General features: G+C 45.4%; 26 protein-coding genes. 3 read left to right on the top strand and 23 right to left on the bottom strand.

Annotation, left to right across the window (positions count from 1 at the left end):
* Positions 1–31: 31 nt before the first annotated feature.
* On the bottom strand, positions 32–1,195 hold the full coding sequence (locus I579_RS10205; RefSeq protein ID WP_010753327.1) for a galactokinase: 1,164 nt from the start codon (positions 1,193–1,195) through the stop codon (positions 32–34).
* Positions 1,196–1,392: 197 nt separating this feature from the next.
* Between I579_RS10205 and I579_RS12710 the strand changes: the two genes are divergently transcribed.
* Positions 1,393–1,560 carry a DUF3042 family protein gene (locus tag I579_RS12710; RefSeq protein ID WP_010753326.1) on the top strand — a complete coding sequence of 56 codons (168 nt, stop codon included), beginning with the start codon at positions 1,393–1,395 and terminating at the stop codon, positions 1,558–1,560.
* A gap of 109 nt (positions 1,561–1,669) precedes the next feature.
* On the opposite strand, the gene I579_RS10200 is transcribed toward I579_RS12710, so the two are convergent.
* The 5 genes from I579_RS10200 to I579_RS10180 are packed head-to-tail and all read right to left on the bottom strand — an operon-like array spanning position 1,670 to position 4,619.
* Positions 1,670–2,080: a rhodanese-like domain-containing protein gene (locus I579_RS10200; RefSeq protein WP_010753325.1), complete on the bottom strand. Its 411-nt coding sequence runs from the start codon at positions 2,078–2,080 to the stop codon at positions 1,670–1,672.
* 60 nt (positions 2,081–2,140) lie between these two features.
* Complete coding sequence (locus tag I579_RS10195) at positions 2,141–3,103, bottom strand: ROK family glucokinase (protein ID WP_010753324.1); 963 nt, start codon at positions 3,101–3,103, stop codon at positions 2,141–2,143.
* A 32-nt stretch (positions 3,104–3,135) separates the two neighbouring features.
* The gene (locus I579_RS10190) at positions 3,136–3,342 is read right to left on the bottom strand and encodes a YqgQ family protein (protein WP_010753323.1); all 207 of its coding nucleotides are present in this window, start codon (positions 3,340–3,342) and stop codon (positions 3,136–3,138) included.
* An 18-nt stretch (positions 3,343–3,360) separates the two neighbouring features.
* Positions 3,361–4,059: a rhomboid family intramembrane serine protease gene (locus I579_RS10185; protein WP_010753322.1), complete on the bottom strand. Its 699-nt coding sequence runs from the start codon at positions 4,057–4,059 to the stop codon at positions 3,361–3,363.
* Positions 4,056–4,619, bottom strand: a complete 564-nt coding sequence (locus I579_RS10180) for a 5-formyltetrahydrofolate cyclo-ligase (protein ID WP_010753321.1) — start codon at positions 4,617–4,619, stop codon at positions 4,056–4,058. The genes I579_RS10185 and I579_RS10180 overlap by 4 nt, the downstream gene beginning before the upstream one ends.
* Before the next feature lie 570 nt (positions 4,620–5,189).
* Between I579_RS10180 and I579_RS10175 the strand changes: the two genes are divergently transcribed.
* On the top strand, positions 5,190–5,498 hold the full coding sequence (locus I579_RS10175) for a hypothetical protein (protein ID WP_010753319.1): 309 nt from the start codon (positions 5,190–5,192) through the stop codon (positions 5,496–5,498).
* 148 nt (positions 5,499–5,646) lie between these two features.
* On the opposite strand, the gene rpmG is transcribed toward I579_RS10175, so the two are convergent.
* The 5 genes from rpmG to I579_RS10150 all read right to left on the bottom strand — a co-directional run bounded on the left by rpmG (position 5,647) and on the right by I579_RS10150 (position 8,459).
* Positions 5,647–5,796, bottom strand: coding sequence for a 50S ribosomal protein L33 (gene rpmG, locus I579_RS10170; RefSeq protein WP_010753318.1), 150 nt, complete (start codon positions 5,794–5,796; stop codon positions 5,647–5,649).
* A 182-nt stretch (positions 5,797–5,978) separates the two neighbouring features.
* A complete protein-coding gene (locus I579_RS10165) occupies positions 5,979–6,434 on the bottom strand; it encodes a hypothetical protein (protein WP_010753317.1) in 456 nt (151 codons plus the stop codon).
* A 116-nt stretch (positions 6,435–6,550) separates the two neighbouring features.
* A complete protein-coding gene (locus I579_RS10160) occupies positions 6,551–6,916 on the bottom strand; it encodes a thioesterase family protein (protein WP_010753316.1) in 366 nt (121 codons plus the stop codon).
* Between the two features lie 5 nt (positions 6,917–6,921).
* Positions 6,922–8,127 carry a CCA tRNA nucleotidyltransferase gene (locus I579_RS10155; protein WP_010753315.1) on the bottom strand — a complete coding sequence of 402 codons (1,206 nt, stop codon included), beginning with the start codon at positions 8,125–8,127 and terminating at the stop codon, positions 6,922–6,924.
* Positions 8,124–8,459: a nucleotide pyrophosphohydrolase gene (locus tag I579_RS10150; RefSeq protein WP_034810393.1), complete on the bottom strand. Its 336-nt coding sequence runs from the start codon at positions 8,457–8,459 to the stop codon at positions 8,124–8,126. The genes I579_RS10155 and I579_RS10150 overlap by 4 nt, the downstream gene beginning before the upstream one ends.
* Before the next feature lie 194 nt (positions 8,460–8,653).
* Between I579_RS10150 and I579_RS10145 the strand changes: the two genes are divergently transcribed.
* Positions 8,654–9,535, top strand: a complete 882-nt coding sequence (locus I579_RS10145) for a YitT family protein (protein WP_010753313.1) — start codon at positions 8,654–8,656, stop codon at positions 9,533–9,535.
* A gap of 54 nt (positions 9,536–9,589) precedes the next feature.
* Here the strand turns inward: I579_RS10145 and I579_RS10140 are convergent, their stop codons facing one another.
* From I579_RS10140 to cmk, 12 genes are all read right to left on the bottom strand, one after another.
* On the bottom strand, positions 9,590–10,150 hold the full coding sequence (locus I579_RS10140) for a YpiB family protein (protein ID WP_034810331.1): 561 nt from the start codon (positions 10,148–10,150) through the stop codon (positions 9,590–9,592).
* A gap of 24 nt (positions 10,151–10,174) precedes the next feature.
* Entirely contained in the window at positions 10,175–11,431 is a 1,257-nt protein-coding gene (locus tag I579_RS10135) for a tetratricopeptide repeat protein (RefSeq protein WP_010753311.1), read from the bottom strand.
* Positions 11,432–11,433: 2 nt separating this feature from the next.
* Positions 11,434–12,477, bottom strand: a complete 1,044-nt coding sequence (locus tag I579_RS10130) for a hypothetical protein (protein ID WP_010753310.1) — start codon at positions 12,475–12,477, stop codon at positions 11,434–11,436.
* A 200-nt stretch (positions 12,478–12,677) separates the two neighbouring features.
* Complete coding sequence (gene ilvA / locus I579_RS10125; protein WP_010753309.1) at positions 12,678–13,934, bottom strand: threonine ammonia-lyase IlvA; 1,257 nt, start codon at positions 13,932–13,934, stop codon at positions 12,678–12,680.
* Between the two features lie 21 nt (positions 13,935–13,955).
* Positions 13,956–14,951, bottom strand: coding sequence for a ketol-acid reductoisomerase (gene ilvC / locus I579_RS10120; protein ID WP_010753308.1), 996 nt, complete (start codon positions 14,949–14,951; stop codon positions 13,956–13,958).
* 54 nt (positions 14,952–15,005) lie between these two features.
* Positions 15,006–15,482, bottom strand: coding sequence for an acetolactate synthase small subunit (gene ilvN / locus I579_RS10115; RefSeq protein WP_010753307.1), 477 nt, complete (start codon positions 15,480–15,482; stop codon positions 15,006–15,008).
* Positions 15,483–17,183: a biosynthetic-type acetolactate synthase large subunit gene (gene ilvB, locus I579_RS10110; protein ID WP_010753306.1), complete on the bottom strand. Its 1,701-nt coding sequence runs from the start codon at positions 17,181–17,183 to the stop codon at positions 15,483–15,485.
* 42 nt (positions 17,184–17,225) lie between these two features.
* On the bottom strand, positions 17,226–18,908 hold the full coding sequence (gene ilvD / locus I579_RS10105; protein WP_010753305.1) for a dihydroxy-acid dehydratase: 1,683 nt from the start codon (positions 18,906–18,908) through the stop codon (positions 17,226–17,228).
* Positions 18,909–19,461: 553 nt separating this feature from the next.
* Positions 19,462–19,737 carry an HU family DNA-binding protein gene (locus I579_RS10100; RefSeq protein ID WP_010753304.1) on the bottom strand — a complete coding sequence of 92 codons (276 nt, stop codon included), beginning with the start codon at positions 19,735–19,737 and terminating at the stop codon, positions 19,462–19,464.
* Between the two features lie 337 nt (positions 19,738–20,074).
* A complete protein-coding gene (gene der, locus I579_RS10095; protein WP_010753303.1) occupies positions 20,075–21,385 on the bottom strand; it encodes a ribosome biogenesis GTPase Der in 1,311 nt (436 codons plus the stop codon).
* A 144-nt stretch (positions 21,386–21,529) separates the two neighbouring features.
* Complete coding sequence (rpsA, locus tag I579_RS10090; protein ID WP_010753302.1) at positions 21,530–22,747, bottom strand: 30S ribosomal protein S1; 1,218 nt, start codon at positions 22,745–22,747, stop codon at positions 21,530–21,532.
* 149 nt (positions 22,748–22,896) lie between these two features.
* Positions 22,897–23,601 carry a (d)CMP kinase gene (gene cmk, locus I579_RS10085; RefSeq protein WP_010753301.1) on the bottom strand — a complete coding sequence of 235 codons (705 nt, stop codon included), beginning with the start codon at positions 23,599–23,601 and terminating at the stop codon, positions 22,897–22,899.
* Between the last annotated feature and the right edge of the window lie 139 nt (positions 23,602–23,740).

Raw genomic sequence — 23,740 nt, 5'->3', positions numbered from 1 at the left:
TCTCGTCTTGTTGCTACATTGCATTACGTGTTTATTTTAGTTTCCGGGCACCGTCGTCGATTGCTGCTCGGTAAATATCTGTTTCATAGCCGATAACTTCTTCGTATGCAGATTTCACATTGTTGACGAAGTTGTCCCATTCGCTGTTGTGTACCAAGGCGATGGCACAGCCACCAAACCCAGCACCGGTCATACGCGCGCCTAAGACTCCTGGTTGTGCCTGAGCTGTTGCCACCAAGGTGTCCAATTCAACTCCGGTTACTTCATAGTCATCTCGCAAGGAAGCATGAGAAGCGTCTAGTAGTTTCCCGAAAGCAGCTAAGTCTCCGGCCACCAAAGCTTCTTTGGCTTTAAGAGTCCGTTCGTTTTCTGTTACCGCATGTTTCGCCCGTTTGATTAGGATTTCATCCCCAATCAAACTTTCGTTTGCAGTGAAGGTTGCTTCATCCAATTCCCCTAAAGATTTAATGGTTAATTTAGTTTGCAGACGGCTGAGAGCTTCTTCACATTCTGCCCGGCGTTCGTTGTATTTAGAATCAGCTAATTCCCGGCGTTTGTTGGTGTTCATGATGGCTACGGAGTAATCCCCGAATTCAGCCGGTACCAATTCGTATTCCAACGTGTTGGTATCCAACAAAATCGCATGATCTTTTTTCCCCATACCAATGGCAAATTGGTCCATGATACCGGAGTTAACCCCGATAAATTTGTTTTCCACTCGTTTGCCCACTTCTACCAAGTCGATCATCTTCACAGACAAAGCGAATAAGTCATTCAAAATAACCCCGGTCAACAATTCGATGGAAGCAGAGGAAGACAAGCCCGCACCATTTGGAATCGTGCCATAGTACAAGATATCCATCCCAGTATCAATGGTGTAACCATCAGATTTCAAGAATTTCATCATACCTTTTGGATAGTTCGTCCAGTCGTCTTCTTTGCGAAATTCCAAATCATTAATGGAAAACTCGATCACGCCTTTGTCAGGGAAATTCTCTGAGTACAAACGCACCCGATCGTCTTCACGCTTAGAAGCAAGTCCGTAAGTCCCAATCGTAATCGACGCGGGAAAAACATGCCCGCCATTGTAGTCTGTGTGTTCCCCGATTAAATTGATTCGCCCTGGTGCGAAATACTCTCCCGTTGCCGCTGTGGCGAATTTTTCTTGGAAAATCCCTTGCAAATCTTTTTCCATGTTGTGACACCTCTTCTTCTAATTTAGTAAATTCATTGTATAATATTTACTAAATATTTTCAAGAAGAAACTAAAAGAAATCAGAAAGAGCTTTCTTTCCCGGAAATCCCCCACTTTTAAGGGTTATTCCTTTTCATTTTTCCCTGCTTGTTCCATAATAATGAGAGAAACAAATAATCAAGATGAGGTGATTGAAGATGAAAAAATTCGTTTCCGGATTAGTAGTCGGCACATTAGCCACTGCCGCAGCGGTTGCCGGTTTTGCCGTAGCTGTGAAAAAACAAGTCATCGATCCCATCGATGAAAAAGAAGCGATGATTGAAGACAATCGTAAAAAAGCCATGCGCAAACGGATCGCCCGCTAAGCACAAAAAGGCTAGGTGCTGGTTTTATAAAACCAGCACCTAGCCTCTTTTCTTACCTAAAAATAAGAGCCCTGCTTACAGCACGCTGTAGTCTGGGCTCTTGTTTTTATTATTTGGCTTTTGTTTTACCGGTCCATTCAGCAAAACCACTCTTCAAGATATAGATATCTTGGTAGCCTTGCTTTTTCAATTTAATCGCTGTCCGAACTGCCAACCCTTTTTTCCGTTCGTACAAATAAATTGGTTGGTCTTTGCGGATACTATTGTAAGAATTCGCCAAAACGGTGTAAGGAATATTTCGTGCACCTAAGATATGGCCGGCGTTGAATTCATCTCGTTCCCGTACATCTAACACTTGGGCTTTTCGCATGCCTTCTTTGAATTCTTCTTCTGAAAGCATCTTTGCCGAGCGACGGCCTTGAATGTAAATATACAATTCATAAAGACCAATCCCTAATAAAATCAGCGCCAAGATGCCATTGATGACCCACATAGTATTACTTGCTAAAAATACGTTCATTCCCAGTTTCCTTCCTGTCTCAACACCGTATCACGTAGATGCGGGTTGTTCTTCCCATTCTTATGCAAATTGCAATGCCAATGAACCGGCACCAATCACGCCTGCTTCATTGCCCAATTCTGCTAATTTAATCTTGGTTGATTCTTGAACTTGTGGGAAGGTAAACTCGTTAAAGTATTTTTCCACCCGACTGCGCAAGAATTCACCCGCTGCGGATACACCGCCACCGATTACGATACTTGCAGGGTTCAAAGTATTCCCTAAATTCCCACAAGCCAAACCTAAATAGAAGCAGACTTTGTCCACGACCATTAATGCCAAAGCATCGTCGGCTTGCGCTAGTTCAAAGACATCCTTAGAAGTGATCTCTTCCCCATCGTCTAGTAATTGTTTCAATTGAGAATCACCGGCATATTCTTCCGCCAATGTCCGAGCCACCCGCACGACACCAGTCGCACTGGAGACTGTTTCGAGACAGCCCCGTTTGCCACAGGTACATTGGTAGCCATGAGGATCAACGGTGATGTGGCCGATTTCTCCGGCACATCCGGCAGCGCCGTGAAGCAATTGCCCAGCAGCTACGATACCGCCGCCAACACCAGTTCCTAACGTGATAAAGACCACGTCCGGATTGTTTTCACCAGCACCTTTCCAACGTTCTCCAAGTGCAGCAACATTGGCATCATTGTCGATTGCCAATTTGATGTTCGTACCGGTTTCAATTTGTTCCCGTACTGGTTGCAAGGTGGTCCAGTTCAAATTGTATGCCCCGATAACTGTGCCGGCTTCTTGGTCGACACTTCCCGGTGTTCCCATGCCGATGCCGATAAAGTCTTCCGGTTTCATTCCGTAAAGACCTAAATGATGGTTAATCGACTCCACAATATCCGGTACAATATGGCTGCCATCATCCAAAACATTGGAATCAATACTCCATTTTTGTTGAATTTCGCCCTCGGGAGTCATAATCGCAAACTTCGCGGTTGTCCCACCTAAGTCGATACCAATGATTTTTTTATCCATTTCTCCACACTCCTTGTTCTTCTCAGGATGCTTTATCCTTGTTCTCGGCCCTCTTCAATGTGATGCTCCCGTCTGAGAATGTGCCAAGCGCTCAGGTACGTGTCCCGATCCACTAAGCGACTATCGTAGAGTTTTTTCAACTCGATTTGCATCAGTTCGATATCCCAGATGCGTTTGCCCACATACACGATAATGCCGAATTGCTTTAATAATTGTTGCACATCATAAAGACTTTCCATTTTCAACACACCTAACTATTATACAAGTATTCCGTATTTTTTTAAACCATAGAACAGACAAATTACAAAAAGAAAGCCATAGACGATACCGGTCAAAATCCGCGTGTGCATGGAGTAGCGACCTGGATTATTCGGCAAAGCAATGGTATTCCCTAATAAAAGCCCGCCAATGATCCCACCGACATGCCCCCAAATATCAATGGACTGGTCAAACATGCCAAAGACTAGACTCAAAAGGACAAACAGCGCAAATTGTCGAACCATGCCTTGAATCGCCGGATTGTGGCGAAAATAGACGCCCAAAATCAAAAATGCCCCAAAAATCCCAAAGATCGACGTACTGGAACCGGCGGACTGAACCCCAATGGCATTAAAACCAAAACTAAAGGCATTGCCTAAAATGCCACTTAATAGATACAAGGCCAAAAAGCGGCTGTGACCATAAAGGGCCTCCACTTGCTGACCGATGAAATACAAGACAATCGTATTAATGGCGTAGTGACTTAAACCAAAGTGAAAGAAAATCGGCGTGATAAAACGCCAGTATTGGTGGTAATACGCCACAAAAGGACCAAACATGACCCCTTTTTCTTGCAACTGTAAGGAAGGAAGCAAGTAATTTAGTAAAAAGACAATCGTCTGAATGGCGATTAAACTGTACGTAATATACGGTCCATTGCGCCACTGATTAAGGGTTCGCTTGATGGTAGGGTTCATTTTTCTTCCTCTCTTCTATACCGATCTGTCAACAGTCGCTGAACAGGCACATCAAAACCATCTGCCTGCCAGTCACTGGAAAACTGCTCTTCAAACACGAGGCTTCTGGTTACACCGGTAAAATCAGCCAAAAAGCGATCATAGTAGCCACCCCCATACCCGATTCGATAGCCATCAGTAGAAAAGACCACCCCTGGTACCAAAAGCAGATCAATGGCTTCCTTAGCCACCGGTTGTTTGACTAAGGGTTCCTCGATTCCAAAAGCAGATAGCCCATAGTCGCTACTCTCAAAAACCTCATGAAAAGCCAACTGGCGTCCCGGTAAGACTTCCGGCACGACTAGCCGTTTGCCTTCAGCGAACCCGCGAAGAAACAACGGCTGCGTATCGAACTCTTCTTTAGTAGAACGCACAAGTCCGATTGTTTGGGCATTCTGCCATGCTTCACTGGCAAAAAGTAGCTGGCGAATCACCGCCTCTTTGGCTGCTTTGCGCTTAGGCTGCTGACTCAATTTTTTTAAGGCCACAAGCCCCGCTTTACGCAACTCTTCTTTTTCCAACCACTACACCTCCAGTGATAAAAAACCTATATGGAAATAGTAACGAAAAAAACGCGAAATGGCAAACTTCCATGCGATTTCTCTGGACGTAAGCCAATAAAAATCAGCTTAAGCTTCAGTTAAGGCACACGGCTTATACTTTCAGTATTCCAATCACACTTTTCATTTCCCTTTGCGAGTCGGTATCCCCATACCGGCTCGTTTTTGTGTGGACTCACTAAATCAATGCGAAAAAAACGATATCATTCAAGCCTCATCTTTGAGATAATAGCTATATCAATCACTATTACACGCTAACATCTTGATTATACGAAGGAGGAATCTCTGTTTATGCTCTTACTGTATACAATTTTAGTTTATGCCGCCCTTGCTTTTGCCCTGTATTGGATTATCCGTCTGGCCGTGCGCCACGGTATCAATGACACAAAATAGATACTGACAAAGAGCCAAAACCTTGACTATCCGGGTTTGGCTCTTTTTAAGATTCTTAGTACCTGACAAACTTGTTCGTATTCGACCCCTTGCTTCTGTGTTATAGTAGCCTCATAAAAAATGAAATGGGGTTTTTCCATGCCTTTCTTAGCACTCTTACTGGATCTTCTTGCTGCCCTAGTTTATTATTTTCAACTAGATTCACTTACCGATACCCGGGTCCTTTTAGGACTCGTCTTGCAAATTGTCATCTTTATCCTTTTGGCGCTAATCACTTTCACGTATAAAGGAAAACGTTACGCCGCGATGCAGCCGTATCTTTTTATGAAGTATTTTTCTATTCGTTATAGCATCATTGTACTTTCTTTTATACTCAACGGCTTTCTTTTATTCTTGTATGTTTTAAACTTTATGGGAATCAATGACGTGATTTTTTCTGCTTACTAAAGCAGGCAAGCTAAACGAGTCTCAGCTTTTGAAATAGATAATATCCGCATAAAAGTATGGTCAAAAAGCTAGTCAAAAACCAATATAAAAAAATAACAAGCCCTCAAATCCTTGGTAAGCCAAAGATTTGAGGGCTTGTTTAAACAAATTATTTTGTTTCACGGTGTAAAGTAACTTTTCTTTCGCGTGGGCAATATTTTTTCTTTTCCAAGCGATCAGGGTTGTTACGTTTGTTTTTGCTTGTCAAGTAGTTACGTTCTTTACAAGAAGTACACTCTAATGTGATGTTTACGCGCATTTTATTCCCTCCCCTGCTACTAAAATCCTACTAAGATTTCTCTCAGACCAAGTTATAATACCATGAATTTCATTTCCTGGCTAGTCTTTTTATTAATTTTGTTAAGTAGTTTTACTTGACGAAATTCACCTACCAAAACGGCCAGAAAAAAGCCAACGATGAAAATCATCGTTGGCTTTTCTTTAGTCCAATTTGTCTGCGTAGACATCATCCACCGTTTGATCAGGGTTGATCACGATGTAGAGACTCTTCGTTTTTTCAGATACACGGGTAGATTGGTATTCATTGTCCAAACCTTCCGTATCTAAGTCTTTGTATGGGAAGTAGACCATATCTGGTTTACCGGATTGGAATAAGATTTCCATTTTTTCGATGTCTTGGTATTTCAACGCCCGGTTAAACATGCCTAGCTCTAAGCCGCCCAAGTTAATGTCTTGGGTTGCCACGTGGTCGCCTTCTTGGTAGATTTCGATTTTGAAACCGGCACAAGGGTGGATTTCTACAAAGCTACTGCCGTTAATCCGACCAAAACTTGTGGTGATTTGCTTGATCCACAAGTCCCCGATATATCGACGCTCAATGGTCCAAGTTTCCCCATTTCGAAAATAGAACTTTAACGCTTTCATTTCTCTTGACATACTCATCGCTCCTTAAAATGACTTTACTTATTTAGTGTAGCACAATCTCCAGATACTTAACACGAAAATGCCTCTATAACAACGCTCTTTCCCATCACCGACGGCCTAGGCACAAGTTAGGACAGCTTACTTAAGAAACGCTCTTTCTTCACGATAAAGCGTTCGTGATTGCCTTTGCCCACTAGTTTTTCCCCTTCATAGACGGTGAAGGAAAAGACGACCTTGGTGCCGGCGTGCTCATAAAGGGCCGCCCGGACAGTGACCGTGGCGCCCACGGGACTTGGGGCTAAGTGTTCGATGGACAAAAAGCCCCCTACTGAGGTTTCTTCGGCTTTTAGTTCCTTTTGCAATTCTCCGTAGCAGGCGTTTTCCACCATGGCGACCATGGCGGGAGTTGCCAATACAGGAATCCCACCAGAACCCATGGCCTCTGCCGTTAAATCAGCTGTGACTGTGTACTCTTTGGCAAATGTTTGATCCATTTTGCTTACTCCTTTGTATACGCCATCGCTAAGCGCAACAGCGTTGTTTTATCATTTTCACTACGCTTTTCGACTACCGCTTGTTCCAAATAGGACAACACCTCTTTTAACCAAGGGCCCGGTTTGCGACCAGTTGCCTGCAGCAAATCATTGCCATTGACCGCAAGCTCGCTTAATTGGTGAATCGGTAAAGCATCGAGTGCTTCTTTGGTGACCCCTACTTGTCCTGCTTGATCATAATAGGGCAAGACTTCCTCTACCGTCAGTGCATGCTCTTGCAGGCGATACAAGTCCATGGCAGTAAAGAGATTTTCCTTGCGACGTTTAATGCCCCACACGAGCTCCCGGCACTCCCGGCGAAATTCATTGGAGACTTTCCATTGGCGCAGGAAGGGACTGACTTCTTCTACTGCCAAGCCTAGATGATCCAATAACACCGCCCAAGCCGCCGCCTCACTGGTAAAAGCCGGCGTTGGCAACGCGGCAAAGGTTAGCAAATTGGCTCCTTTGTCACGAAATCCGGGACAATACTGGTAGCATTCGGTGGCCACAAATTGCTCAATGGCCGCTTTACGATAGTCCCCTAAAAGCAATTTGGTAAACTCGATAAAAATCCGTTCCACTGAAATTTTGCCTAGTAAAGCGTGGTTTTCCAAAATCGCCTCAAAGGTTTCTTCCTCAAAAGAAAAGCCTAGTTGACTCACAAACCGTAAGCCACGCATCATGCGCAAAGCATCTTCGTGGAAGCGCTCGTGGGGGTTGCCCACCGCTCGTAAGGTTTTATTGGCTAAGTCTGCCAATCCTTCAAAGAGATCAATCACATTGCCGTCGTCTTGGACCGCAAAGGCATTGATCGTAAAGTCCCGCCGTTTCAAGTCTTCTTCTAAAGAGCGCACGAAAGACACCTGATCCGGCCGGCGAAAATCTTGGTAGGTCGACTCCGTCCGAAAGGTGGTAATCTCGTATTGGCTGTCTTCAGTTAAGACCAAGACCGTACCGTGTTCGATGCCCACGTCCACAGTCCGGGGAAAGATTTCTTTGATTTCAGCCGGAAAAGCGCTAGTGGCGATGTCCACATCGTGAATCGGATGGCCCAAGAGCACATCCCGTACACTGCCGCCGACAAAATACGCCTCATACCCTGCCGTCTCGATTTGTTCCATCACCGGTAGAGCTTGGCGAAATTCCTCTGGTAAAATCGTCAATTTCATGGTTGTTGCTCCTCTTGTTCCTCTTTGCGGCCGTCTTTTCGTTCAAAGCGAAAACGATCCCGCTGATTAAATTTTACCATATTTTCCTCAAAAACTTGCGTCAAGTCGATATCCAATGAGTTCGCCATGATCAAAGTCACAAACAAAACATCCCCCAGCTCTTCTGCCACGGTCTTTTCGGCTTCGGTAGTTTTCTTAGGCTTTTCTCCATAGTAGTGATTGACCTCTCGAGCCAATTCCCCCACTTCTTCTGTTAAGCGGGCCATTTGAGACAAGGGACTGAAGTAACCGGCTTTGAATTGTTGAATATAGGCATCCACTTCTTTTTGCATAGATGCTAATGAACGTTCTTCCACGTTAAGTTCCTCCTTTAGATGCTCCTTTTTTTCTCAAAGGAAGCCCTCAGCTTTATCTTATCAAAAGACGCAAGCTTTTCCTAGCAGTGAACGATTGTCGGAATTGAATTTTCGTGATACATTTACAACGATGTCTGTATTTTCAGACATGGAGAATGGAGGAGATATGAGTGAAACTAGATCGAATCGGTCGTGATATTTTTGTAATTTTATTAGGTACCTGTATCTATGCCTTTGGCTTGGTCTTTGTCAATATTCCCAATCACTTAGCAGAAGGTGGCGTGACGGGGATTACCTTGATTTTCCGGGCATTATTTGGCATCAACCCCGCGATCAGTACCCTCGTCTTAAACATTCCCATCATCGTCTTAGGCGGACGAATTCTCGGGCGACGCTCCTTTTTTTACACCATCATCGGTACCGTGGCGTTGTCTGCTTGGCTCTTTATCTGGCAGAAAGTGACCTTTAACATCGACTTGGATCATGATTTGTTGATTTCTGCATTAATCGCCGGTTTATTAGGTGGTTTTGGGAGTGGGATCATCTATCGTGTGGGAGGCACCACGGGTGGTAGCGACGTAATCGCCCGGATTTTGGAACAAAAAATCGGCGTGTCGGTAGGCCGGACTTTGTTTATCTTGGATATCTTGATTCTCACCGCTTCTTTGACCTACATCGATTTGAAACGCATGATGTACACCTTGATCTTTTCCTACGTCTTTTCCCATATTGTAGATGCCATCCTGGATGGGGGCTACTCGGCCCGAGGCGTGCTAGTGGTTTCCAATAAATCCACAGAGATTGCCCCCCGGCTTATGAGTGAGTTAGAGCGTGGGGTCAGCTTCCTCCACGGGGAAGGAGCTTACTCCGGTGTTGAAAAAAAGATCATCTACATGGTGGTCAGCACCCGAGAGCTTTCTGAGGTCAAGCGCATCATCCACGAATACGACGAACAGGCCTTTGTCTCCGTGATCAATGTTCATGAGGTGGAAGGAGAAGGTTTCACCTACTTGCGTCCGAAGAAAAAATTATTCCGCAGTAAAGCAAATTAAGCCCAATAAAAGAACCGCTCCGAAACGAAATCTCGTTAGGAGCGGTTCTTTTATTTATTCCACTGGCTTTTTCTCTGGCTTTTGCAACACATCATTGACCTCTTGGGACAAGCGTAAAAAGGTCTCTTTGTCCCCTTTTTCTAACGCCTCGTCGATTTCTTGGTACAGCTCTGTAATGCGTGCCCGGCGTTGTTCTTCTGCCAAGTAGTCATTTACTGCCGTTAAGATTGTCGGGTCAATCGACTCATTCCAAGACAGATAGGGATTGTCTTCCAAAATCGACAGGTAGGTGGGATGATCCCACGAGTTGGCAAAGAAACATTCCAAGTACAAAGGGTCTTTCCAATTTAGCCGAATCTCGTGGAAAATCTGATCGCTATCAGTGAAACTCTTGCCTTCTAAAAACAAGGTCAAAGCTTCTCCTGCCACGGAAAGATCCCGAATCACGATGCCTCGTTCCGTTGATTCCGCGTGCTCCACAAACCGCACATTGGCCAAAATGGCTTCGTGATTTGCCAAGTAATTCAAGATCCAAGAGACTTCTCGTCTTTGAAACGTCACATTTTGAATCAGCCAATCCAAAAAGCGTTTCTTTTCCCGTACGTCCACTTCCATCCTACTCACCTGTCCTTTCTTTGCTTATAGTAGGGCATCGATGATGGATTGTACCTCCAGATCCCCCGGTTCATGGGCTAAATAATGTTGCAACAAGGTCAAGGCTTCTTGCAAGCGTCCTTCATCTCGCAAGAAAATCCCGTATTCCTTCATGAACTCTGGCTCATGATCCAACTCGATAGCCGCTTTTTCATAGTGTACTGCCGCTTCGTCAAATTCTTCCAACTGGTTATAGGCATTGGCCAAATTCCATTGGGCAAAGGCATCGTCTGGGTTTTCCATCTGTTCCACCGTGGTAACCACGTCTTCATACTGGCCTTCTTTCAAGTAAAGATTGCTGAGCATAAAGAGGGTTTCATCTAGTTTTTCCCCGGTTTCCAAGGCTTGTTGCAAGTATTCTTCCGCTTTTTTTGCATCTTTTAAGCGGTAGACATTTTCCGAAGCAAATTGATAAAAATCAACTTGATAGGGATTTTCATGGATGCCCTCTTCAATCACTTCCTGGGCTTCCTCCAACTGTTCGTCTTCTTGCAAGGCTTGGGCCAAGTACAGATACGTGGATTGGTAGTGAGGATTTAACGCCCGAAGTTTTTGCAAGTAAAAAATTGCTTGTTGGTTTTCTTTTAATTGCAAGTAGACGAATGCCGTGTGAAACAAAAGCTCATCGCTCTCGTTGTCTTTTAAGGCCGTTTCCAAATGGGGCAAAGAATCTTCAAACTTGCCTTCCATGCTCAAAGCCATGCCCAAGCGCTCTTCTAATGAAATGCCCCCGACTTCCGTAATCTCCGAGTTCAATAAAATCTGATAAATCGTCGCCGCATCGGCAAAACGATCGGTAGAAGAATACAATTCTGCTAAAGCGAACTGAATCAGTGGTTCATCTGGCAAGATTTTTGCTGCTTCTTCCAACTTCGCTTCACTGACTTCCGGGATGCCCAACATTTGATACAAATCCGCCGACAGCAACAAGGCTTGGGGATAGTAATCACTGTCTTTTTGAACCCCTTCAAGATAGTTAAAGGCTTCGTCGATTTGGTCGTCTTCCACGGCAATTTCTGCCAAAGCCAGTAAGACCTCTTCATTGCCGGGATAGCGAGTCAAAAGTTTTGCAAAGACTTCTTTGGCTTCTTCTAAAAAGCCGATTTGTACTAATTGATCGCCTAATTGAAACAAGACATCGTCATCATCGTGGGCTAGCGCTTCTTGCAAAGCCACTTGTGCTCCCGGTAAATCTTCCTTTTCTAAGGCTGTTAACATTTGGATACTATAAGAATTATTCATGATCAAATCCGCTCCATTATTTCGTGATATGTGTCAGTCAGATTCACGAGCTCCTCATTTGTCGGGTAGCGTGTTTCCCTCAACTGGCCAATCTTATGATAAATTTCCGCTGGTGGCAAGTCTTTCGCCACCTTGAGTACGGCAATCCCGTATTCGGTAAAAGAGAAGTCTTTGGGCAATGTCAGTGGCAGTCCCACCCTTTGCAACCAACGACAAAACTTCACCATGTCCAAATCCAAGGGCACACTCTGGTGATTCCACAAAAGGTGAAACAAAATACCCCAAAACCGTTTCATATTCGCCGACAGAAGGTGTCCTTGGGCCGTCTCATAAAAAGCCAACTCAAACAACTTGCCGTAGCTTTCGATTGATTCTTGGTATTCTTGGTAAAAGCTTGCTAACTGAGGCACCAGACTCACAAAGGAGCGACTGAATACTTGCTGGGCTTCCGGAAAGTTTTGAAAAAGTCCTTGTAAGAAACTTTGGTCGCAAACTAACCCACAGCGAATCAGCAGTAAAAAGTCCACTAATTTGCCATCTCCTTGGGCTGCGGTCAATGTTTGGTCAAAGAAGATCGCAGCGGGCAAATTGGCTACTTGTAAGACGCCCCGCCCGTCTCTTGCAACAATTTCCTGACGAGCAACCAAAGCCTTCATCAAAGAACGCAAGGAGACGCTCAAACAGCAGTAGCTGCTGTCAAAAAGGGAGACTTGATCCAAAAATCCCGTCAAAGCGGTGACACCCTCATTGCCATAACTGCAAAAAAGATACTTTTGATTACGGGGAAAACGCTCAAGAAAGGCCAAAATATCTTGGAATTCCTGCATATTATTGCTGTAAAGCTGATTACGACAGATGTACCAGTCGATATCCAAACTGTGCTGGAAAAGTTGGGTAATCTTCTCAAAGGAACGGTCGTAATATTTCTGATTGGTTAAGATGATCACGTGGCGACCTGCTCCAAAATCTTTAGGTACGGCTTTGTTTAATGGTTCCCCAAAAGTCACCAAGGACTGCTTGTGGTCCTGCCGATACACCAATTCCATGGTCATCCCTCCTTCTTTAATTTTATCACTATTCTTTAAGAAACCAAAAGAATATCCTTACTTTCCCCGGAAAATCAACCAATTATCTGATTTTTTTACGGAAAAAATGAAAAAAGACGATTTTTGAAGAAAGGCTGCCCTTTTTTCAAAAATCGTCTGCTATTTGCATGTCTTATCCCTAAAATGGCCGTCTCCACTTTTTACACTAGCAGTGTGTACAAGGAGGCATTGTCTCTAAGATTGATATACTCCGGATCGAACTTAGCCAAATTGGCCAATAATTGCGTCAATGCTTCTGGTTCTTTCAATAGAATCCCGATTACAACAGGACCCGTCCCCCGATTGATCTTCTTCGTATACTCAAACCTGGTGATATCGTCATCTGTGCCTAACACTTCCGACACGAATTCTTTTAACGCTCCTGGGCGTTGTGGGAAATTCACCACAAAATAATGCTTCAATCCCTCATAGACTAAGGACCGCTCCTCAATCTCTCCCATGCGGTTGATGTCATTATTACCACCAGAAATCACGCAGATGACCGTCTTCCCCCGAATCTCTTCTTGCAACAAGTCCAAAGCTGCCACACTCAAAGCCCCCGCCGGTTCACAAACAATAGCTTGCTTGCTATAAAGATCCAAAATCGTGGAGCACACCAAGCCTTCATCCACGGCGACTAGCTCATCCACGTAAGCTGTAGCGTGCGCATAGGTCAAAGCCCCCACTTCTTCCACCGCCGCACCGTCTACGAATTTATCGACTTTAGCCAAGGCTTTAGGACCTTGGTTGTCAAAAGCCACTTGCATGGATGTTGCCCCCAAAGGCTCTACGCCAATCACTTTAGTAGCCGGACTGGTGTTTTTCACATAGGCTCCCAAACCGCTGATCAAGCCGCCACCCCCAATGGCCGCCAACACATAGTCCGCTTGATAGCCTTCCGCTGCCGCATCCGCCATCATCTCCAAGGCCAAGGTTCCTTGACCGGCGATGATTTGGGCGTCGTTAAACGGATCGATAAAGGTCATTTGCTGCTTGTGGGCATACTCTTTTGCGGCTTGGGCGGAACGGTCAAAGGTATCTCCCACCAGTTGAATGTCCACTTTGTTTCCGCCGAAAAACCGCACTTGCGCAATTTTTTGTTGGGGAGTCGTCGTAGGCATGAAAATCACCGCTTTGGTGTCTAGCTCCTGACAGGTATACGCTACGCCTTGGGCATGATTGCCGGCACTAGCGCAGACTACGCCATTGGCTAACTGTTTCTGGCTTAGCTGATGAATCGCGTAATAAGCTCCCCGTAATTTAAAGGAGCGAACTTTTTGCAAGTCTTCTCGCTTCAGCAAAATCGTCGCGCCGTACTTCTCCGACAGCGAACGATCGTACTGCAACGGTGTATGACTCACAGCGTGTTTCAAAGTTTGGTAAGCCTGCCGGACCTCGACATCGGTGATTAATGCCACAAAAACTCCCCCTTTTCTCCCTTAATCCTTTTTGTTCACAAATGGCATCATTTTCCGCAGTTCATCCCCTACTGCTTCGATTTGATGCCCTGCTGCTTTGGCCCGCATCGCTTTGAATTCTGGGAAGCCAGCTTGATTTTCCTTAATAAAGCCTTCCGCAAACTTGCCGTTTTGGATATCCGTCAAAACATCTTTCATGCCGGCTTTCGCCACGTCGGTAATCACCCGTGGTCCAGATACATAATCCCCGTATTCCGCCGTATTGGAAATGGAGTTCCGCATTTTAGCGAAGCCACCTTCATAAATCAAGTCGATGATCAACTTCAACTCGTGGCACACTTCAAAATAGGCCAATTCTGGCTGGTAGCCTGCTTCCACTAAGGTTTCAAAGCCGGCTTCAATCATAGAAGTCAAGCCTCCACACAAGACTGCTTGTTCCCCAAACAAGTCCGTCTCGGTTTCTTCTTTAAAGGTGGTTTCCAAAACCCCTACCCGTGTCGCTCCGATGCCTTTTGCATAGGACAAAGCGATGTCGCTAGCTTTTCCCGTAGCGTCTTGATGAACCGCAAACAAGGCCGGGACTGCAAAGCCTTCTGTAAAGGTACGGCGCACGAGATGGCCAGGACCTTTTGGCGCTGCTAGAAAGACATCCACATCAGCCGGTGGGGTGATTACCCCATAATGAATGTTAAAGCCATGCCCAAATGCCAAAGCATTGCCCGCTTCTAAATTGTCCGCAATCTCATTTTTGTAAAGGTCTCCTTGCACTTCGTCAGGAGCCAAAATCATGATTAAGTCCGCTTTTTTCGTCGCTTCTGCTACGGTCAAAACTTCAAAGCCGTCTTCTTTGGCCGCATCCGCCGATTTCCCAGGACGCAAACCGATGATGACTTCATGTCCTGTATCTCGCAAGTTTTGCGCATGAGCATGTCCTTGTGAACCATAGCCGATGATTGCAATCGTCTTCCCTGTTAACGCGTCTTGTGCAACCGAATCTTCATAATATACTTTTACCATGTATCTTCCCTCCAAAGTGTTGTTATCTATCAATAGCCGAAAGTTTTCGGTCCATTAACCACGAGTAAATCCGGTAACACCGGTGCGGCTCAATTGCTTGATGCCATAAGGTTTTAACATTTCAATGCAAGCATCGATTTTGTCTTGGGTGCCTGCCACTTGAATCACGATATTTTTCAGTCCCACATCCACGATATCCGCACGAAATGGATCAATTACCGCTTTGATTTCCGAGCGAATCGCCACTGGTGCGTTGACCTTTACCAGCGCTAATTCCCGTTCTAAGTGGGGTTCTGTGGTAATGTCCCGTACCTTTAAAACCGAGACTTGTTTGTTTAATTGCTTGGTGACCTGCTCCACTTCCGGTAAGGTTTCCGCATTGATCATGATGGTCATGCGAGACAATCCCGGCGTCTCGGTCGGCCCTACCGAAATGCTATCGATATTAACCTGTCGGCGATTTAAGACTGCCGTAATGCGACTTAAAACCCCTACATGGTCTTTGACTACCATGGAAATCATTCGCTTCATCTAGTCCACCCCTATCATGCGATCATTGGCTTGCCCCGGCGGTACCATGGGCAAAACGTGTTCCGTCGTGGACGTTACCACCTCGATTACCACGGGTCCTTTTTGTTCAAAGGCTTTCGTCAACTGCTCTGAAAGTTTGGTTGGGTCCGTGATCCTAACCCCGGCAATGCCGTAAGCTTCCGCCAATTTGATAAAGTCTGGCTGACTGGAAAAGACCGACTTGGAGCGGCGTTCATTGTAAAAAGCTTCTTGCCACTGGCGTACCATGCCTAAGGAGCTATTGTTCAGTAGGATAAACTTAATGTCCAAATTGTTTTCATTTAAAATGGCCAATTCCTGATTGGTCATCTGGAAGCCACCATCCCCCACAAAAACCACGACTTCTTTATCCGGTTGACCGAATTTCGCGCCAATTGCAGCGGGAATCCCATATCCCATAGTGCCTAGTCCCCCAGAGGTAATCAGTTGCTTGGCAAATTGGAAAGGATAAAACTGGGCGGCCCACATTTGATGCTGACCAACATCGGTAACCACAATGGCTTCCCCTTTGGTCAACTCGCCTACGATTTCAATGACTTTTTGCGGTTTAATCTCTGCTTCTTGCTCCCGATCATAGGTGAAAGGCTTACTGACTTTTCGTTCTTGACACAAGGCGAGCCACTCTTGACTATTTGGCTTTTCTCCCGGCAATTCCAAGAGTTTCACCAAGCATTCTTTAGCGTCTGCCACAATGGGAATGTCCGTCTGGATGATTTTCCCGATTTCGGCGGGATCAATATCCACATGAGCCACGATGGCTTGTTGGGCAAAGTCACTTGGGGATGTCGCCAGCCGATCGTCAAAGCGCGCGCCTAAGCTAATCAAAAGATCACATTCCATCAGTGCTAGATTGGCACTATAGGAACCGTGCATGCCGCCCATACCAAGAAACAGCGGATGGCTGGTAGGCACAACGCCCAAGCCCAACAACGTGCTTACCACTGGAATCTCATAACGCTCCGCAAAGGCCAATGCTTCCTGTTCTGCCTCAGCACTAATCACTCCCCCACCGATTAAGAGCACCGGCTTGCGACTTTCCCCCAAGACCTTTAACAACTTCTGAACTTGTAAAATAGAAGGCGTCGTATTGGGCTGATAGCTCGGAATGTGCAAATCAGGAGTCTGGCAGCCGCCTTCACAAATCGTCATATCCTTTGGTAAGTCGATGACTACTGGTCCCGGGCGCCCGGTCATGGCAATGTGAAACGCCTCTTGAATGATTCGGGGTAATTCATTCACATCTCGCACTTGGTAACTGTTTTTCGTAATCGGTACGGTAATGCCTAAGATATCCGCTTCTTGAAAGGCGTCTTTGCCGATGCCATCCGTGGTAACCTGGCCTGTAAAGACGACTAACGGAACAGAGTCAGAGTTCGCATCGGCAATTCCTGTAACCGCGTTGGTCGCCCCCGGGCCACTGGTAACCACTACCACACCTGGTTTGCCCGTAGCCTTGGCATAGCCTTGAGCCGCATGAACCGCCCCTTGCTCATGGCGAGTCAAAATGTTTGGTATTTCTGCATCATATAAAGCATCGTACAAGGGCAAGACCGCTCCGCCAGGATAGCCGAAAATAAGCTCGACTTCTTGCTCCTTTAATCCTTTCAATAATAGCTCCGCTCCCGAAAGCTGCTCTTGTTTTGTTTCCCGCAAAATGGCCATAAGCCCCCTCCTTTTAAAACCAACCTGTTAAACCTTTTTTTCTTACTCTTGCGGCAAGCGCATGATTCCCCCAGTATGGGCCGAAGTCACCAATGCCGAATAACGGGCTAACCAGCCACTTTTGACCTTCATCTGGAATTTCGGTAACTGTTCTTGCCGACGAGTCAGCTCTTCTTGCGTCAAGTTCACATTCAATGTCCGTTGATTTAAGTCAATGGTTATTTCATCCCCATCTTGGACTAGCGCCAAAGGACCGCCCGCCGCTGCTTCCGGTGAAATATGGCCGATGGCGATGCCCCGAGTGGCCCCAGAAAAGCGCCCATCCGTAATCAACGCCACGTCTTTACCTAAGCCTCGTCCCACAATACTCGAAGTCGGCGCCAGCATTTCCGGCATCCCCGGTCCGCCTTTTGGTCCTTCGTAGCGAATGACCACCACGTGCCCTGCCCGCACCCGGTGATCGTCAATTGCCGCCACCGCTTCATCATGAGAATCAAAACAAATGGCTTTCCCGGTAAAAGTAGTAACGCTAGGATCCACGCCACCGACTTTGATGACGCCACCTTCAGGAGCGATATTCCCATACAAAATGGACAAGCCCCCCACCGGACTATAAGGAGTTTCTTTTGGATGAATGACTTCAGGATTCATAATTTTCGCATCTTGAACATTCTCTCGCAGTGTTTTGCCTGTAACGGTAATCCGGTCCGGGTGAATTGCCCCTTCGATGTCCACCAACTCATGGATAATCGCGGAAACTCCACCGGCTTCATGAACATCGTGCATGGAGTAAGCCGAAGAAGGTGCGATTTTCGACAAGTACGGTACTCGTTTGGCAATTTCATTGACCTCTTCCAACTGATAGTCGATCTCTGCTTCATTCGCAATCGCCAAGGTGTGCAATACTGTATTGGTGGATCCTCCCATGGCCATGTCTAGTGCAAACGCATCATCAATGGCCTCCTTTGTCACGATGTCTCGGGGTTTAATGTCTTTTTTCACAAGCTCCATTAAATGTTTGGCCGTTTGGCGCACCAAGTCTCGCCGCTCTTCAGAAACCGCTAAAACCGTACCATTTCCCGGTAATGCTAAGCCTAAGACTTCTAATAGACAGTTCATAGAATTTGCGGTGAACATCCCCGCACAAGAACCACAAGTCGGACAAGCATTTTCCTCCATAAATTGGAAGTCTTCTTGGGTCATCTGGCCCTCTTTGTAAGCTCCCACCGCTTCAAACATGGAAGACAAGGTGGTTTGATGCCCCCGTGGATCTACTCCGGCTTTCATGGGGCCGCCTGAGACGAACGCTGCCGGTACATTGGTGCGCATGGCCGCCATAATCATTCCCGGTGTGATTTTGTCACAGTTTGGCAAATACAAAACCCCGTCAAACCAATGGGCATTGATCACGGTCTCCGCCGCATCGGCGATCAATTCGCGACTAGGTAGCGAATAGCGCATGCCGATATGGCCCATGGCAATCCCGTCGTCCACGCCGATGGTATTGAACTCGAAAGGAATTCCCCCGGCCTCTCGAATCGCTTCTTTTGCCACATCTGCCAACTCCCGCAAATGAACGTGTCCCGGTACGATATCAATGTAAGAATTACAAATGGCGATGAATGGTTTGTTCATGTCTTTGATGTTTTTGACTTGCCCGGTGGCATACAGCAAACTCCGAGCCGGCGCCGCATCAATTCCCTTTTTAATCTGGTCACTTCGCATCTATCTAACTCCCCCTTGGCTTCTTTGGCATAGAAAAAAGCATCCCATGAATGAAAATGGGATGCTTGCCAGAATCCCATTCGTAACGCAAACAGGACTCGAACGATCAGGTTGCCCTCGTTTCAAGTCCTCTGGTAAATGACTAAAATGACGATTTCTTGCTGTTTTTGGAATGTATGCATGTCAATCGCCCCTCTCGTCAAGATTCATCCGATTCGAATGTTTTTTTTACTATATCTTTATTCAAAGTGAAAGTCAACAAATTTTCTGAATTTTTTTTATCTTTTTGCAACTCCGAGCAATTCATCCCTGTTAGTTAAAAGTATAGCATGAATTCGGAGAACATGAAAATACAATGAGATAGATGAATAATTTATGTGTGTTGATTCCCTTTTATTAAAAGAATTTTGTTTAGATTCTAGAAAATACTCGCTTAAAATTCTAGAGATACCCTCGCGTGATCTCATCCAATTAACAGATTTCTACTATTTGGCTATCAAAATCTTGGCACAAAAAAAGAACCCTTGATTGCTCAAGGGTTCTCGAAACAGTTTTATTTAACTGCATCCTTCAATGCTTTACCTGGTTTGAATGCAGGAATTTTGCTTGCAGGAATTTGGATTTCTTCACCAGTTTGTGGGTTACGTCCTTTACGTTCTGCGCGAGAACGTACTTCGAAGTTACCGAAACCGATCAATTGAACTTTTTCACCGTTAGCTAAAGCGTCTTGGATTGTAGAAAAAACTGCTTCAACTGCTGCGGTTGCATCTTTTTTAGTCAAGTCAGTTGCTTTTGCAACTTGCTCGATCAATTCTGCTTTATTTGCCATGAATGATTCACCTCCTGAACACGTGGTTTGATGTAGGAACATCAAGTAAGGAAATTTGAGTGGTCCAAACTTCCTCGCTAAATATTGATTCCCATCAATATTCTGTTAATACGTTATCACAAGAATGCTGTAATATCAAGGATAACACCGACTCTCAGGCGTTTTTTTCGCAGATTTTGGACTTTCAATGCTTTTTGTCTGAAATCCCCGGATTTTTCCTGAAAAAAACTGATTTTTAGGGAAAAGAATCCCGTAAGTGACCCACTAAAACCTTGCTCTGTCAAGTCCTAATCATAAAAAAACGACCTAGCCCTAAAGAGCTAAGTCGCTGATTTCATTACTTCCGCCGCCGAGGAATAATCCGAATCGGGGTACCTTCAAAAGTGAAAGCATTGCGAATTTGATTTTCCAAGAAGCGAGCATAAGAGAAGTGCATCAATTCTTCTTCATTGACGAAAATCACAAAGGTTGGTGGTTTCACCGCCACTTGGGTTGCATAGAAAATCTTCAAGCGTTTGCCTTTATCCGTCGGGGTTGGATTAATCGCAACAGCATCCATGATCACATCATTTAGCAACGCAGACGGAACCCGCATATTTTGGTTCATGCTGACTTCCTCGATTAATTCCGGTAACTTGTTCAAGCGTTGTTTGGTCACCGCTGATACGAATAAAATCGGCGCGTAATCCAAATACTGGAACTCGTCTCTGATTTCTTGTTCAAAGTCTCGTAAGGTATTGGTTTCTTTTTCCACCAAATCCCATTTGTTCACTAGAATAATCATGCCCTTGCCTGCTTCATGAGCATAGCCCGCCACTTTTTTATCCTGCTCTCTGATACCTTCGTGGGCGTTTAATACCATCAAAATGACATCAGAGCGTTCGATAGCCCGCATAGCCCGCATGACACTGTATTTTTCCGTGTTTTCATAGACCTTGCCACGCTTGCGCATCCCGGCTGTGTCAATCATCGTGAAAGCTTGCCCATTTTCCGCCACAAAATGCGTATCAATCGCATCTCTCGTCGTGCCTTCCACATCGGAGACGATAACTCGTTCTTCTCCTAGCAACGCATTGATCAAAGAAGATTTGCCCACATTAGGCCGACCAATCAAAGAGAATTTAATGACGCTGTCGTCTTCTTCCTCAATCTCCGTGGTGAAGTTTTTCACCGCTTCATCCAAGATATCCCCGATACCAAGACCGTGACTACCAGATACTGGGAAAGGATCGCCTAAACCTAAAGCGTAAAACTCATAGATATCTGCTCGCATTTCCGGGTTGTCCACTTTGTTTACGGCCAAAATCACCGGTTTGTTGCTCTTGTACAAAATCCGGGCCACCATCTCGTCTGCATCTGTGACCCCTTCTCTAGCACTAACCACTAAAATAATCACATCTGCTTCATCGATAGCGATTTCTGCTTGATGCTTAATCTGATCCATAAAGGGTTCGTCCCCAAGATCGATTCCCCCGGTATCAATGACGGAAAACTCCCGTCCTAACCATTCTCCTGTCGCATAAATCCGATCTCGGGTTACCCCCGGAGTATCTTCTACGATGGAGATGCGTTCTCCGGCGATCCGGTTAAAAATCGTGGACTTACCTACATTGGGCCGTCCTACGATTGCGATTGTTGGATTTGCCATTGCGCTCTCCTGCCTTTCATTGTTACGTAATGTCTTCAATCATTTGTCTCTAACTAGGTTAGTTTACCCAATCTGTCAACAAGTTGCAAGTTAAAAAAACCCTTTGCAGGCTTCAAGCTGCAAAGGGTTCCCACTCAATTTCGCTTATGCTTCGTCGTTATCGTTTTCTTCTTTCAATGCTGCGCCAAGAATGTCGCCCATGGAGAAGCCAGTTGTTTCTTCAGGCAAAACATAGTCTTCTGTTTCTTCGACTTCTTCTTTGGCATCCGCTGGTTTTTCTTCCAAAGCTTTGATGCTTAAAGCAATGCGGTGTTCTTCAGGGTTTACTTCCAAGACTTTCACTTGTACTTGATCCCCTTCAGTTAACACTTCATGAGGTGTTGCAATGTGTTTGTGAGAGATTTGGGAAATGTGAACCAAACCTTCAACACCTGGGAAGACTTCTACAAAAGCGCCAAAGCTAGTTAGGCGTTTTACTGTCCCGTCCAAGACTGTTCCTGGGGCAGCTTTTTCTTCGATATTGTCCCAAGGTCCAGGCAAAGTATCTTTAATGGACAAGGAAATCCGTTCCCGGTCAGGATCTACGCTTAAGACCGCTACTTGAACTTTGTCTCCCACTTTCAAAGCATCACTTGGTTTGGCAATATGGCTGTGGGAAATTTCAGAAACATGGACTAAGCCGTCGATGCCTCCAAGATCCACGAAAGCGCCGAAGTCGGTCAAACGGGCAACGGTTCCTTCCACTTTATCGCCTTCGTGAAGAGAAGCCAATAGTTCTTGTTTTTTACCAGCTTTTTCTTCTTCCACAATTGCTTTGTGGGATAAGATCAAGCGGTTTTCAGATGGTTCGATTTCCACGATTTTAAATGCCAAAGTTTGGCCTTTATAGCTAGAAAAATCTGCAACGAAATGATCTTCAACCATTGATGCAGGGACGAAACCACGCACACCAACGTCTACAACCAAGCCACCTTTTACTACATCCGTAACAGGTGCTTCGATGATTTTTCCATCTTTGAATTCTTGTTCGATATCAGCCCAGACTTTTTTCGCGTCTAGACGGCGTTTGGAAAGAAGGTAACTACCGTTTTCCTTGTCTTTCCCGATGGATGAGATGACCACTAGTTCTAAGACATCCCCCACCTTTACAATTTCATTGATGTCTTCGACTGGCAAAGTAGAAAGTTCCTTAGCTGGAACAACCCCTTCAACACCGGCGCCTTCGATTCCCACGATGGCTTGTTTGTCTTCGATGGCTAATACTTCCCCTTTGACAACGTCGCCGATTTTCACTTCACCGAAGTTTTCCAAAGCGTCCGCCATTGATTGACTGCCTTCTACCTGATTGTTCATTTCTGTCATGACTCATGTCCTCCTAACCAACACATATTAAATAAATGCATAGCTACAGCTTTAAGTGTAAAATAAACCGCCGGAAAAATAAAGCGATTTCGCTTATTTCTTTCGAATAAACCCGTTTTCATCAAGATTTTCATGAATTAATGCACACTTTAGGCTTCTTTTTCTGCCTTTCGTGCTGAATCGTCCTCCAGCGTTGCCGCCACAATGGTTTCAATGGCCGCCACCACGTCTTGAATGGACATCCCTGTGGTATCGATTAAGGTAGCATCTGCTGCTTGTTTCAAAGGTGAGACTTCCCGATGCGAATCCAAATAATCCCGCTGTTTGATCTCCTCTTTTAAAGTCGCCAAATCCGTGGCAATACCTTTGGCGATATTTTCCTTATAGCGTCGTTCTGCTCGTTCATCCACACTGGCTACTAAGAAAATTTTGACCTCTGCATTAGGCAAGACTTGAGTGCCGATATCCCGGCCATCCATAACCACCCCGCCAGCTTCGGCAATTTTTTGTTGCTGAGCCACTAGACGCTTGCGGACTTCTTCATGAGCAGAAACTTCGGAAACATTGTGCGTCACTTCGTTATTACGAATCGCCTGCGTGACTTCTTCCCCATCACAAAAGACAGCTTGCCCACCGGTTGTTTGACTAAAGGTAATCGGATATTTCTCGATTAAAGCAACTAGACCCGCTTCATCATCAAAGGCAACTTGGTGCTTCACGGCAAGATACGTGATACTGCGGTACATGGCGCCAGTATCCGTATAGATATAGCCCAAGTCCTTGGCAATAATTTTGGCAACCGTGCTCTTTCCTGATGAGGCCGGTCCATCGATGGCAATATTGATTTTTCTCACTACAACTAGCTCCCTATTTTGACAATTTTCTCAATCTAAGACATAAAGAAAGAGGCTCTGACAAAAGCCTCTCCGGTATTTTCGGGCTGTTTAGACAGCCCTTTTTTACGCACTGACAAGGTTTGGTTTTGTCACAGTC

Origin of the sequence: Enterococcus asini ATCC 700915, assembly GCF_000407365.1 — a bacterium.
Classification (GTDB): Bacteria; Bacillota; Bacilli; order Lactobacillales; family Enterococcaceae; genus Enterococcus_C; species Enterococcus_C asini.
This window is presented reverse-complemented; position numbering and strand designations above follow the sequence as displayed.

Excerpts from the sequence above, each read along its gene's own strand:
- I579_RS10205 (WP_010753327.1), bottom strand. The coding sequence starts at position 1,195 with ATGGAAAAAGATTTGCAAGGGATTTTCCAAGAAAAATTCGCCACAGCG.
- I579_RS12710 (WP_010753326.1), top strand. The coding sequence starts at position 1,393 with ATGAAAAAATTCGTTTCCGGATTAGTAGTCGGCACATTAGCCACTGCC.
- I579_RS10200 (WP_010753325.1), bottom strand. The coding sequence starts at position 2,080 with ATGAACGTATTTTTAGCAAGTAATACTATGTGGGTCATCAATGGCATC.
- I579_RS10195 (WP_010753324.1), bottom strand. The coding sequence starts at position 3,103 with ATGGATAAAAAAATCATTGGTATCGACTTAGGTGGGACAACCGCGAAG.
- I579_RS10190 (WP_010753323.1), bottom strand. The coding sequence starts at position 3,342 with ATGGAAAGTCTTTATGATGTGCAACAATTATTAAAGCAATTCGGCATT.
- I579_RS10185 (WP_010753322.1), bottom strand. The coding sequence starts at position 4,059 with ATGAACCCTACCATCAAGCGAACCCTTAATCAGTGGCGCAATGGACCG.
- I579_RS10175 (WP_010753319.1), top strand. The coding sequence starts at position 5,190 with ATGCCTTTCTTAGCACTCTTACTGGATCTTCTTGCTGCCCTAGTTTAT.
- rpmG (WP_010753318.1), bottom strand. The coding sequence starts at position 5,796 with ATGCGCGTAAACATCACATTAGAGTGTACTTCTTGTAAAGAACGTAAC.
- I579_RS10165 (WP_010753317.1), bottom strand. The coding sequence starts at position 6,434 with ATGTCAAGAGAAATGAAAGCGTTAAAGTTCTATTTTCGAAATGGGGAA.
- I579_RS10160 (WP_010753316.1), bottom strand. The coding sequence starts at position 6,916 with ATGGATCAAACATTTGCCAAAGAGTACACAGTCACAGCTGATTTAACG.
- I579_RS10155 (WP_010753315.1), bottom strand. The coding sequence starts at position 8,127 with ATGAAATTGACGATTTTACCAGAGGAATTTCGCCAAGCTCTACCGGTG.
- I579_RS10150 (WP_034810393.1), bottom strand. The coding sequence starts at position 8,459 with ATGCAAAAAGAAGTGGATGCCTATATTCAACAATTCAAAGCCGGTTAC.
- I579_RS10140 (WP_034810331.1), bottom strand. The coding sequence starts at position 10,150 with ATGGAAGTGGACGTACGGGAAAAGAAACGCTTTTTGGATTGGCTGATT.
- I579_RS10135 (WP_010753311.1), bottom strand. The coding sequence starts at position 11,431 with ATGAATAATTCTTATAGTATCCAAATGTTAACAGCCTTAGAAAAGGAA.
- I579_RS10130 (WP_010753310.1), bottom strand. The coding sequence starts at position 12,477 with ATGGAATTGGTGTATCGGCAGGACCACAAGCAGTCCTTGGTGACTTTT.
- ilvC (WP_010753308.1), bottom strand. The coding sequence starts at position 14,951 with ATGGTAAAAGTATATTATGAAGATTCGGTTGCACAAGACGCGTTAACA.
- ilvN (WP_010753307.1), bottom strand. The coding sequence starts at position 15,482 with ATGAAGCGAATGATTTCCATGGTAGTCAAAGACCATGTAGGGGTTTTA.
- ilvB (WP_010753306.1), bottom strand. The coding sequence starts at position 17,183 with ATGGCCATTTTGCGGGAAACAAAACAAGAGCAGCTTTCGGGAGCGGAG.
- ilvD (WP_010753305.1), bottom strand. The coding sequence starts at position 18,908 with ATGCGAAGTGACCAGATTAAAAAGGGAATTGATGCGGCGCCGGCTCGG.
- I579_RS10100 (WP_010753304.1), bottom strand. The coding sequence starts at position 19,737 with ATGGCAAATAAAGCAGAATTGATCGAGCAAGTTGCAAAAGCAACTGAC.
- der (WP_010753303.1), bottom strand. The coding sequence starts at position 21,385 with ATGGCAAATCCAACAATCGCAATCGTAGGACGGCCCAATGTAGGTAAG.
- rpsA (WP_010753302.1), bottom strand. The coding sequence starts at position 22,747 with ATGACAGAAATGAACAATCAGGTAGAAGGCAGTCAATCAATGGCGGAC.